This window comes from Streptococcus sp. 1055 (genome assembly GCF_013276815.1).
Classification (GTDB): domain Bacteria; phylum Bacillota; class Bacilli; order Lactobacillales; family Streptococcaceae; genus Streptococcus; species Streptococcus pseudopneumoniae.
This window is the reverse complement of record NZ_VMLT01000026.1, coordinates 1-826: the sequence shown is the minus strand read 5'-3', so window position 1 is coordinate 826 and position 826 is coordinate 1. Positions and strand designations below refer to the sequence as shown.

Sequence of the window (826 nt, the reverse complement as noted above, 5' to 3'; positions counted from 1 at the left end):
GTTTTTTGATTTTAGTCCATTATGAGATTGATACGGTTCTGCTTACAAGGGTGAAAAATTATTGTTTACTGGTCTTAACTGATCGAAGGACTAGGCATCAAATTATCCGATTGATTCCAAATAAAAGTGCTGAGGCGGTCAATCAGGCTTTAAAACTCATCTTAAAACAAGACAAGATTCTGTCCATCACGGCAGATAATGGTACAGAATTTAACCGCTTGTCTGATGTATTTTCTGAGGAACATATCTATTATGCGCACCCCTATGCCTCTTGGGAAAGGGGAACTAATGAGAATCACAACAGGCTCATTCGGAGATGGTTACCTAAGGGAACTAAGAAAACGACTCCCAAAGAAGTCGCATTCATCGAAAATTGGATTAATAACTATCCTAAAAAATGCTTGAACTACAAATCACCCAGAGAAGACTTCTTCATGGCTAACTTGAACTTGAAATTTGGCGAGAAGTTAGCAAATTGTAAAAAGTTTAAAAAAATTAGAAAAAGGTGTTGACAAGTCTGAAAAAGACTGTATAATAGTAAGAGTTGAAAATAACAACTCTGGTCCGTTGGTCAAGGGGTTAAGACACCGCCTTTTCACGGCGGTAACACGGGTTCGAATCCCGTACGGACTATGGTATGTTGCGGATGGAACACTTGATGAAAAAAAGATTAAAAAGTTTCAAAAAAAGTGTTGACAAACGAAAGTGACTGTGATATACTAATATAGTTGTCGCTTGAGAGAAGCGAGTGACAAAGACCTTTGAAAACTGAACAAGACGAACCAATGTGCAGGGCACTACAACTACGGTTGTAGTACTGAACAAT

General features: G+C 38.1%; 1 protein-coding gene and 1 tRNA gene. Both read left to right on the top strand.

Translation table 11 applies throughout. The annotated features are described in order from the left end of the window. The coding region (locus HT699_RS03030; protein ID WP_172934088.1) for an IS30 family transposase at positions 1–512 on the top strand (512 nt) is incomplete at its 5' end. A gap of 49 nt (positions 513–561) precedes the next feature. Further along, positions 562–633: transfer RNA gene (locus HT699_RS03025), tRNA-Glu, on the top strand. Positions 634–826: the final 193 nt, after the last annotated feature.